Raw genomic sequence first — 9,412 nt, 5'->3', positions numbered from 1 at the left:
GACCCTGTGGGAGAGTAGGACACCGCCGAACAAAAATTGAGAAAGGCCCACGCCATCCGGCGTGGGCCTTTCTGCGTTTATGCTCAAATATATGCGCTATGACCTGGTGATCTTCGACAACGACGGTGTGCTCGTCGACAGCGAGCCCATCTCCAACCGTCTCCTGGCCGCCTATCTCACCGAGTTGGGGCACCCGACCTCGTACGAGGGCGCCATTCGGGACTACATGGGCTCGGCGATGCATCGGATCCATGACCTGGTGCTGGAGCGGACGGGGCAGCGGTTGCCGGACGACTTCGACGATGTCTTCCACGCGCGCGTGTTCGCCGCGTTCGAGCGGGAGTTGCAGCCAGTGGCCGGCGTGAGCGGCGTACTGGAGAAGCTGGCCGCGGACGGGGTGCCGTACTGCGTGGGCTCGTCCGGGAGCCATGCGCGGATCCGGGTCGGGCATCGCACGACCGGGCTCGACCGGTGGTTCGCGGAGGAGCGGATCTTCAGCTCCGAGGACGTGGGGCGGGGCAAGCCTGCGCCCGATCTCTTCCTTTACGCCGCGGAGCGGATGGGGGTGGCGCCGGAGCGGTGCCTGGTCGTGGAGGATTCTCCGCTGGGTGTGCAGGCGGCCGTGGCGGCCGGGATGACTGTCTACGGGTTCACCGCGATGACGCCGGCGGCGAAGCTGACGGGAGCCGATCAACTCTTCGTCACCATGGGTGAGTTGGCTGACCTGCTGGTATGACCTGAGGCACCGGTCCCGGTCTGACAATTGTCATACGCACCTCCGGATGATCGTTTCTACTGGCGGACCGCCTGTGGCGGCGAAGCTAAGGGCATGACGAAGAACACGGGGGCCCAGGGCCGGACCGAGCAGCAGAAGCAGAACCCGAGCGTGCTGGACAACTTCATGCCGCTGGTCCTGGATGTGGCGGTGCCGCTCGGCTCGTACTACCTCCTCAAGGACGGCTTCGGGACGAGTACCTTCGCGGCGCTCGCCTGGAGCAGTGTGGTGCCGGCGCTGCGGACCCTGTGGAGCCTGGTGACGCAACGGAAGGCGAACGCGCTGGCCGGGCTGATCCTGGTCGTCAACGTCGTCTCGCTGCTGCTGACCTTCCTGTCGGGTGATCCGCGGCTGATGCTCGCCAAGGACGGCGCGGTCAGCAGCACCGTCGCCATCGGGATCCTGCTCTCCGTGGGGATGGGCAGGCCGATGATGACCGCCGGTCTGAAGCCCTTCCTGGTCAAGGCCGATGAGGCCAAGGAGGCCGCCTGGGCACGGCTGACCTCCGGGGCGGCGGACCAGTCGGCGGCCTTCCTGCGCAAGGAGCGGGCCTATTCCGTCGTCTGGGGCGTGGCACTGCTCGCCGAGTGCATCGCGCGGGTCGTGGGCGCCTACACGCTCCCCGTGGACACCATGGTCTGGCTGGGCACGGTCTTCCTGGTCGGCGCGATCGGAATCGGCATGCTCGTCGGCGGTGGCCTGGCCATCGAGCCGATGGAGAAGATGCTCAAGGCCGAGGCCGAAGCTGAAGCTCAGGCCATGGCAGAGGCCGGCAACGTCGCAGAGGTCGGGGCCGCCGCGTCCGCTGCCGTCTGACTCGCGGCTCGACCTTCCGATCAGTGAACCTGAGGGAAATTCATCTTTGGCTGGATCTACCCACAGGTAGCCCGGGGCCCTACGCTCGCCGCCATGACTGATGTGCTGCGGCGCGGCAGGGCCTCGCTGGCGTTCAGCTTCTTCGCTCAGGGCGCCACCTTCGCGTTGTTGGTGACACGCATCCCGGCCATTCAGGACCGGTACGGCGTCTCCGACGCGCTGCTGCCGGTCTTCCTGGCCGCCGTACCGATCCTCGCCGGGGTCGGCAGTGTGACCACCGAGCAGTTGGTGAAGCGAATACGGCCCAGCCGGCTGCTGCGCTGGTCCCAGCCGGTGGTCCTGCTGGCGCTGCTCGGTGCCGGTGCGGGTGGGCGGATCGCCGAGCTGGCGGTGGCGCTGGGCACGTTCGGGCTGGCCGTGGGCGCGCTGGACGCCTCCATGAACATGCTCGGGGTGAGCCTGCAGCGGTCGTACGGGCGCAGCATCATGCTCAGCTTTCATGCCGCGTACAGCCTGGGCGGGATTCTGGGCGCGTCGCTGGCGTGGGTCGGGGCGCACTGGCATCTCGCGCTGTGGGTGTCGTATCTGCCGGTGGTGGTCGTGCTGCTGCCGGCGACGCTGGTGGGCAGCCGGTGGTACGTCGACGGCGATCCGGCGCCCTTGGGGGAGGAGCAGGGCGACGGCGCAGGTGTTGTCTTCAAGTTGCTGCTGCCGCTCTGTCTGGTGATGACCTTCGCCTATATCGGGGACTCGACGGTCTCCAACTGGAGCGCGAAGTATCTGAAGGACGTGCTGGGCAGCTCGGAGCAGCTGGCGACCGTGCCGTACAACGTGTACATGGTGACCACGCTGCTGGGGCGGACCATCGGGGACTTCGGGGTGCGGCGGTTCGGGGCGGTGGCGGTCGTACGGCTCGGGACGCTGGTGGCGGCCGGTGGGTTCGCGGTGGTGGCCTCGGCGCCCGGCGCGTGGGTCGGGATGCTCGGGTTCACTCTGCTGGGGCTGGGGTTGTGCGTGCTGGTGCCGCAGACGTTCGCGGCCGCGGGGCGACTCTTTCCGGGGGCTTCGGATGCGGCCATCGCGCGGCTCAATATTTTCAATTACGTGGGTTTTCTGGTCGGTTCGCCGTTGGTGGGGGCTCTGGGTGATGCCTGGAGCTATCGGGGGGCGATGCTTGTGCCGATGGTGTTGGTGCTGGTGACGTTGGTGTACGCCAGATCGTTCGCCGCTCAACCGGACCGATACGGTGGCGGGCATGAGCGGCCGCGCACAGCTGATGTGGGACGAGGCAGTAACGGGCTATGACTTCGGCCCGGACCATCCGATGGATCCGGTCCGGCTGGCGCTGACCCGGAAACTGGTGGGTGCCTTCGGGCTCGACCGGGAGGTGGAGGTCGTCGCGGCCAAGCCGGCCGGGGAGTCGACGCTGCGGCTGGTCCACCGGGAGGACTACATCGACGCGGTGAAGGCCGCGTCGGCCGATCCGGCGGGGGCGCGGGGGGAGTACGGGCTCGGCACGGTCGATGATCCCGCGTTCGCCGGGATGCACGAGGTGTCCGCGTTGATCGCCGGGCAGTCGGTGGGGGCGGCGGAGGCGGTGTGGCGGGGGGATGCCGAGCACGCCGTGAACTTCGCGGGCGGGCTGCATCACGCGATGCCGGGGGGTGCGTCGGGGTTCTGTATCTACAACGACGCCTCGCTGGCCATCGCCCGGCTGCTGGAGCTGGGGGCCGAGCGGGTCGCCTATGTGGATGTCGACGTGCATCACGGGGACGGGGTGCAGGCGGCGTTCTGGGAGGATCCGCGGGTTCTGACGATCTCGCTGCACGAGCATCCCCGTACGTTGTTCCCGCAGACCGGGTGGCCGGAGGAGGTCGGGGCCGGGGCCGGGGAAGGCTCCGCCGTGAATGTGGCGTTGCCGGCCGGGACCGGGGACGCGGGGTGGGTACGGGCGTTCCACTCGGTGGTGCCGGAGCTGCTCGCGGAGTTCCGGCCGCAGGTGCTGGTGTCGCAGCACGGGGCTGACACGCACTTCGAGGATCCGCTCGCGCACCTTGCCGTTTCGCTGGATGCGCAGCGGGCCGTGCAGGTGGCGTGTCATGAGCTGGCGCACGAGTGCGCCGAGGGGAAGTGGGTCGCGCTGGGGGGCGGGGGGTACGCGGTCGTGGATGTCGTGCCTCGGTCGTGGACGCATCTGGTGGGGATCGTGGCGGGACGGCCGGTGGTGCCGGAGACGGTGATTCCTGAGGGGTGGCGTCAGGAGGTGTTCGCCCGGACCCGGCAGTTGGGGCCGCAGCGGATGACTGATGGGCGGTGGCCGGTGAGTTGGGCGTCGTGGGAGGCCGGGTACGACCCCGCTGATCGCTTGGATCAGGCCGTGCTGGCTACTCGGCGGGCCGTGTTTCCGTTGCGGGGGCTGCTGCCGTAGCGCGGGACGGCGCTGCGAAGCCGACGGCACGCATTACGCCAACTGTGCGCAATTCCCCCGGTTTCTCCCCGCACCCCACCCCCGATGCGTCACCATCGCATCCGTGTCGACCAGCGGAGCTCTACGCGCGCATCTGCTGGCTGTTCGGCTTGCCGGGGAGGTGGGGACCTCTCGGGAGGACAGTCTGCGGAGTTATCGGCTCTTCGCCGCCCGGGATCCCCGGGTGTTGATCGGGATCGATCCTGAAGGGGCCTGGGGGCAGCGGGATTTACTGCGGCTCATGGCGGAGAAGTGTGGTGTTTCGGCCGATCCCCGGCACATTTCGGGACCGGATGTGATCGATCCGGAGCTGACGTTGGCGGCGCTGGACGCGTTCGCGGGGCGGATCGGGGAGGCGGCCAGGCGGGGCGCGCCGGTGCTGTTCGGGACCGGGCATCCGCAGCGGCTGCTCGGGTTCTACGCCGGACTCGCGGACGCGCTCTCGGCGGCGGGGTGTGACGTGCTCACACCCGCGCAGGGTCGCTGTGTCGACATATTGACCCGGTTCGGTCTACGTACGTGTGCGGTGGACTACGCACGAGGAGTCGGGTTGGTGCGGGAAACCGACGGTGGGCGCCCCGGTTGTGAGCCGGGCGTGCACTGTCATTCACCGCTGCCGGTTCGGGTCGCCCTGGAGGCCGCGGCGGAGAGCGGCGGGCCGTTGCCCGAGCTGGTCGTGGGGGACCATGGCTGGGTCTGCGGTGCTGGTCAGCTGGGGTTCGAGGCCATCGGTCTGGCCGACACGGATGATCCGGCGCTGTTCGTGGGGGAGGCGGAGGGGCGTGTGTCCGTCGCCGTTCCGGTTGATGACGCAGTGCGGTCTGCTCACTACCGGCCGCTTACCCGCTACGTACTCAAACGAGCATGTCTGTCACAGTAGGCCTGCGATGGGTGCACCTCTTCCCCACTTGCATCACCCGCCCCTACATTGGGGAGTGAGCACGCAACGACGAAGAGTCACCGGAAGGGGAAGCCGGTGGCCGTCGAGTGCGGAAGGTTCAGGTGTGTCATGGGTGCAGCTGGCGAGAGGCCTCTGAACGAGGTTCAGTTCCTTACCGTGGCGGAAGTCGCCTCGGTGATGCGAGTGTCGAAGATGACCGTGTACCGCCTGGTGCACAGCGGTCATCTGCCCGCGATCCGGGTGGGGCGGTCCTTCCGCGTCCCGGAACAAGCGGTACACGAGTACCTCCGTGACAGCTATGTGGGGGTGGAGACGGCCTGACGGCGACCCCCGGGTTACCCCGGGGTACCCCCTCGATTACGACCTGGGCGCTCGGTTGGGTAGGCTAGCCCCTCGTAGGTCGTGTGGGCCCATGGCGCCCAAACAACCGAGTGATGAGAAGTGAGCGAGGGTAGTCGTGGGCTCTGTTATCAAGAAGCGGCGCAAGCGGATGGCCAAGAAGAAGCACCGCAAGCTGCTCAAGCGCACGCGCGTTCAGCGTCGCAACAAGAAGTAAGCGGCGCGCGAGAGCGTGTCAGCGCTGTCTGTGGCCTCCCATCGGTACTGATGGGAGGCCACAGGCATATCCGGGTACCCGCACGGTCGTACCCGGCATATTCCGATCAGTGAATTTCCGTCACTTCGTGCATCGGGTGGTCATCACAGCGCAACATCAACCCGCTAAGTTGGCCGCACAGGGCGAACACGCGGGACACGGTTAACGCGGGAACGCGAGAAGGAAGGCGCTGATCTTGGGGAAGGTCGTGCTCGTCACCGGAGTGGCCCGGCAGCTGGGCGGCCGGTTCGTACGGCGGATCCAGCGGGATCCGGAGGTCGACCGGGTGATCGCCGTGGACGCGGTGCCGCCGGCGCACCATCTGGGCGGGGCGGACTTCATCCAGGCCGACATCCGGCTGCCGACGATAGCGCGGGTGCTCGCGGAGACGGGCGCCGACACGGTCGTCCACATGGATGTGACGGGCACGGCGCTGGGCAGCGGCAGCCGGGCCACGGTCAAGGAGACCAACGTCATCGGCACCATGCAGCTGCTCGGCGCCTGCCAGAAGTCGCCGATCGTGCAGCGGCTGGTGGTGAAGTCCAGTACGAACGTCTACGGCTCCGCACCGCGCGATCCGGCCGTTTTCACCGAGACGACCCCGCCCAAGTCGCTGCCGAGCGGCGGCTTCGCCAAGGACACCGTCGAGGTCGAGGGGTATGTGCGCGGGTTCGCCCGGCGGCGTCCGGACGTCGCGGTGTGCGTGCTGCGGTTCGCCAACATCCTTGGGCCGGCCGCGGACACCCCGCTCGCCTCGTACTTCGCGCTGCCGGTGCTGCCGACCGTCTTCGGCTACGACCCGCGGCTGCAGTTCGTGCACGAGGACGACGTCGTCGAGGTGCTCAGGATCGCCTCGCACGAGCCGCGCCGGGGCACCCTCAACAGCGGCACGTTCAACATCGCCGGGGACGGCGTGCTGCTGCTCTCGCAGTGCTCCCGGCGGCTCGGGCGGCCGACCGTGCCGCTGCTGCTGCCCGCCGTCACCTGGGCGGGTTCGCTGGTGCGTACGCTCGGTATGACGGACTTCTCGCCGGAGCAGATCCGGCTGCTCACGCACGGGCGCGTGGTGGACACGGTCCAGATGCGCGAGACGCTGGGCTTCACGCCCAGGTACACGACGGCGGAGACGTTCACGGACTTCGCCCGCGGCCAGGGCCCCGGGCTGGTGCCGCCGGAGGCCCTCGCGGGGGCCGTCGACCGGATCGCCGCGCTGGCCGCGAGGGGCGGCGGCCGGACCACGACGCACAGCGCCAACTGAGGAGAGCGGCACACGATGGCGGACGCCAAGGTCATTCCGTTCGACGACGACCGGTCCCGCGGGGGCGCCGCACAGCGCCCGGCGCGGCGCCGGAGCACGGGCAGCCGGCGCGGCTCCCTCGGCGAGACCGGGGAGCTGGGTGAGGTCCAGCCGCTGCCGGGCCGGGTCCGGGCGCAGGAAGATGGGCCTGTGAGCCGTGAGGAGGAGCCGCTGGAGCGGTCGGGTGCCGACGGGCCGGGCAGCGGCCTGGAGAAGCGTGTGGCGGCCGGGCTGGCCTTTCTGCGGCGCCGGCTCACCGGGGACTACGACGTCGACGACTTCGGTTTCGACGAGGAGCTGACCGACCAGGTCCTGATGTCGCTGCTGCGGCCGGTGTACGAGAAGTACTTCCGGGTCGAGGTGAAGGGCATCGAGAACATCCCGGCCGAGGGCGGGGCGCTGATCGTCGCCAACCACTCGGGGACGCTGCCGCTGGACGGGCTGATGATGCAGGTGGCGGTGCACGACCGCCATCCGGCCGACCGGCATCTGAGGCTGCTCGCGGCCGACTTGGTCTTCGTGCTCCCGGTGGTCAACGAGCTGGCCCGCAAGCTGGGGCACACCCTGGCGTGCGCGGAGGACGCGGAGCGGCTGCTGGGTCAGGGGGAGCTGGTCGGGGTGATGCCGGAGGGCTTCAAGGGCATCGGGAAACCTTTCAGCGAGCGGTACAAGCTGCAGCGGTTCGGCCGGGGCGGCTTCGTCTCCACGGCCCTGCGGCAGGGGACGCCGATCATTCCGTGCTCGATCGTCGGGGCGGAGGAGATCTACCCGATGCTCGGCAACGCGAAGACGCTGGCGCGGCTGCTGGGCTTTCCGTACTTCCCGTTGACGCCTACGTTCCCGTGGCTGGGGCCGCTCGGTGCGGTTCCGCTGCCGACCAAGTGGACGATTCAGTTCGGTGAGCCGATTCCGACGGACGGGTATCCGGCGGAGGCCGCCGAGGATCCGATGCTGATGTTCAACCTGACCGATCAGGTACGGGAGCAGATCCAGCACACGCTGTACAAGCTGTTGGTGCAGCGACGGTCGGTGTTCTTCTGACACCGGTGTACGACTGCGCGTGTGACGGTGGGGGCACCCCGCTCGGGAAGGGTGCCCCCACCGTCACACGCGTATCGGCGTCAGTGCGTGTCCTCGCCCTCGATGCCCAGGCCTGGCAGCAGGCCCGGGAGCAGGGGTGGGATGGTGACGTCCGGGGTGGTGGACGGGGGTTTGGTGGTGGACGGGGTGCTGCTGCCGGGGCCGGTCTTCGGTGGTTCGAGCAGGCCGCCCGTGTCGCCGCCGATGAGGCCCACGCCGCTGCTGCCGTTGGCCGTGCCGCTCGGGTCGCCGGTGCTCGTGTGCTTGCCGGAGGACGGGGTGTGGCCGGTGGCGCTGGGCGGGGGCGACCGGTGGCCGCCGGAGGTGCCGGTGGACTCCGGGCCGGAGCCCTGGTGCTTGCCGTCGCCGCCCTGGGCGGGCGACTGCGGGAGCAGGGACTGCAGCGGGGCGACCTCCTGGTCTATGGCGTCGAACACCGACGACACCTGCTGTTTGACGTCCCCGAGCTGCACGGGCAGCTTGCCGCTGAGCACGCTCCAGGCCTCGCGGTGGGCGCGGGAGAACGTGGACAGGGCCTGGATCGGGCCGAGTGAGCCGGGGTCGGCCTCATAGGCCTCGTGGAGCAGGCGGTGGCCTTCGGTGACGTCGCGCTGCATGCCGGAGAGCGTGCGGCGGATCTCGCCGATGGACTCGTGGTCGAGGTGGCCGCTGCGGCCCCGCTCCATCAGCCGACGGGCCTCGCTGAGCCGGGTGGAGGCCTGGTCGAGGTAGGTCTGGCCACGCTGGTCGACGCCCTCGCTCAGATAGTTGAGCTTGAAGTCCTCGATGCCGCGTTTGAGGCCGTACAGCGAGTCGCCTGGCAGGGCGTCGGAGCTGGCGGCGGCGACCCCGCCGAAGGCTCCGGCGGCCACACCGACGCTGAGCCCGCCCGCGGCGAGACCCTTGGTCAGCCGGGAACGCGGGCGGAGTTTGGTCATCGGGCTCGCCCGGTGCGCGCCCTTCTGTCTGGGTACCGATGCGTCCGCCGCCCCGGTGCCCTCCTGAAGCATGGCCTCCATCGCGGCCACCAGTTGGGCGCGCTGCACGACCTTGACCTCGGGGTCGAGCTGCGGTTTGGGCAGCGCGCCGAGGTCCCCGGCGAGGGCGAGGAGTTCGCCCCGCTCGGTCTGCTCCTCGGCGGTCGGCGGGCAACCCGCCGGGCTTACGGACTGCTCGGCCGCCGTGTCCCGGTCGGACAGCTCATCCAGGGCCTGGGCGAAGGCGTTCGCCCGCCGGTGTGCCGATACGTTCGCGATCACTGGCGGCACCTCCTCTCGTCATCACGGTCGACTCCCCAGGGGGTCCTGAGGGTTGCACGCCCGCGACCACTTCCACACGATCGAGTGATCAGGGTCGGCCAGACGTGACCACAGGGAGCCTGTATCCCGCACAACGACTGGCGCGGCACTTGGGTTACGGACGGCGGATGACCGGATCGGAAAGGCAACGAGCTTTCACAGAACGTGAGTTGGACGTCGCCA

The 9,412-nt window shown here is 69.2% G+C and carries 10 protein-coding genes; 9 read left to right on the top strand and 1 reads right to left on the bottom strand.

Annotated features, from left to right (window positions below; all coding sequences use genetic code 11):
- Positions 1-91: 91 nt before the first annotated feature.
- The 9 genes from AV521_RS44710 to AV521_RS44670 all read left to right on the top strand — a co-directional run bounded on the left by AV521_RS44710 (position 92) and on the right by AV521_RS44670 (position 7,892).
- On the top strand, positions 92-736 hold the full coding sequence (locus tag AV521_RS44710) for an HAD family phosphatase (RefSeq protein WP_076097682.1): 645 nt from the start codon (positions 92-94) through the stop codon (positions 734-736).
- 93 nt (positions 737-829) lie between these two features.
- A complete protein-coding gene (locus AV521_RS44705) occupies positions 830-1,591 on the top strand; it encodes a VC0807 family protein (RefSeq protein ID WP_076097677.1) in 762 nt (253 codons plus the stop codon).
- Between the two features lie 93 nt (positions 1,592-1,684).
- The gene (locus tag AV521_RS44700; protein ID WP_076097675.1) at positions 1,685-2,896 is read left to right on the top strand and encodes an MFS transporter; all 1,212 of its coding nucleotides are present in this window, start codon (positions 1,685-1,687) and stop codon (positions 2,894-2,896) included.
- The gene (locus tag AV521_RS44695) at positions 2,847-4,019 is read left to right on the top strand and encodes an acetoin utilization protein AcuC (RefSeq protein ID WP_076097681.1); all 1,173 of its coding nucleotides are present in this window, start codon (positions 2,847-2,849) and stop codon (positions 4,017-4,019) included. The genes AV521_RS44700 and AV521_RS44695 overlap by 50 nt, the downstream gene beginning before the upstream one ends.
- Positions 4,020-4,122: 103 nt before the next feature.
- Positions 4,123-4,938: a phosphatase gene (locus AV521_RS44690; RefSeq protein WP_076097673.1), complete on the top strand. Its 816-nt coding sequence runs from the start codon at positions 4,123-4,125 to the stop codon at positions 4,936-4,938.
- 129 nt (positions 4,939-5,067) lie between these two features.
- Positions 5,068-5,280, top strand: a complete 213-nt coding sequence (locus tag AV521_RS44685; protein ID WP_158727370.1) for a helix-turn-helix domain-containing protein — start codon at positions 5,068-5,070, stop codon at positions 5,278-5,280.
- Positions 5,281-5,416: 136 nt separating this feature from the next.
- On the top strand, positions 5,417-5,515 hold the full coding sequence (locus AV521_RS44680) for a 30S ribosomal protein bS22 (RefSeq protein WP_003948845.1): 99 nt from the start codon (positions 5,417-5,419) through the stop codon (positions 5,513-5,515).
- A 235-nt stretch (positions 5,516-5,750) separates the two neighbouring features.
- Positions 5,751-6,812 carry an NAD-dependent epimerase/dehydratase family protein gene (locus AV521_RS44675; protein WP_076097671.1) on the top strand — a complete coding sequence of 354 codons (1,062 nt, stop codon included), beginning with the start codon at positions 5,751-5,753 and terminating at the stop codon, positions 6,810-6,812.
- A gap of 15 nt (positions 6,813-6,827) precedes the next feature.
- Positions 6,828-7,892 (top strand): lysophospholipid acyltransferase family protein, encoded by a 1,065-nt coding sequence (locus AV521_RS44670; protein WP_076097670.1) that lies wholly within the window; start codon positions 6,828-6,830, stop codon positions 7,890-7,892.
- Positions 7,893-7,972: 80 nt separating this feature from the next.
- On the opposite strand, the gene AV521_RS44665 is transcribed toward AV521_RS44670, so the two are convergent.
- On the bottom strand, positions 7,973-9,190 hold the full coding sequence (locus AV521_RS44665) for a DUF5667 domain-containing protein (protein ID WP_076097668.1): 1,218 nt from the start codon (positions 9,188-9,190) through the stop codon (positions 7,973-7,975).
- Between the last annotated feature and the right edge of the window lie 222 nt (positions 9,191-9,412).

Origin of the sequence: Streptomyces sp. IMTB 2501, from assembly GCF_001953885.1 — a bacterium.
Taxonomy (GTDB): domain Bacteria; phylum Actinomycetota; class Actinomycetes; order Streptomycetales; family Streptomycetaceae; genus Streptomyces.
This window is presented reverse-complemented; position numbering and strand designations above follow the sequence as displayed.